The 581-nt window shown below is 48.9% G+C and carries 1 protein-coding gene; it reads right to left on the reverse strand.

Annotated features, from left to right (window positions below; translation table 11 throughout):
- A partial coding sequence (locus R7O13_RS29115; RefSeq protein ID WP_318305487.1) for a glycosyltransferase occupies positions 1–581 on the reverse strand: 581 nt, incomplete at both ends.

The raw sequence follows: 581 nt of genomic DNA on the forward strand, positions 1-581 counted from the left end.
CGTCTTCGCATAGCTCTGCAACCTTTTGCGCAAGCAGATTGCTATCACCGACTTCGAACAGATATTCTGAGCTGCCGGTAACCTCATCTAATCCCGGTACATCGGACGAGAGTACGGGCAAACCTGCTGCCATCGCTTCTACGGCGGCGAGCCCGAATCCTTCAACGTGGGAAGATTGCACGTAGATATCCATATCGCTGAGAAAGAGAGGGATATCGGATACGACTCCGTGAAAATGCACGCGAGATAAAACGTTTAACGATTGAGCGAGTCGTTGAAGCGAGGCTTTTCTTTCTCCATCTCCGGCAAGGTGTAAGTGGTAGCACTCAGGCAGTTTTGCGATGGCGTGAATTAACGTTTCGTGATCTTTGTGTTCATGTAGTCGGCCAACCATGCCAATGTTGATGGTTGCTTTCTCGCTGAGATCGTGGGCTTGTTTAGCCGTCATCGGGAAGCGATTTAAGTCGACGCCGTTATGTACAACTCGATACTTGTGTTGGTACCGAGGCATGAACTTCACCAATTCTTCTTGAACTTTTTCACTGATGCTAACGGTATAGTGGTGACCCCAATAGAGGACA

The organism is Vibrio sp. Y176, from assembly GCF_033438945.1.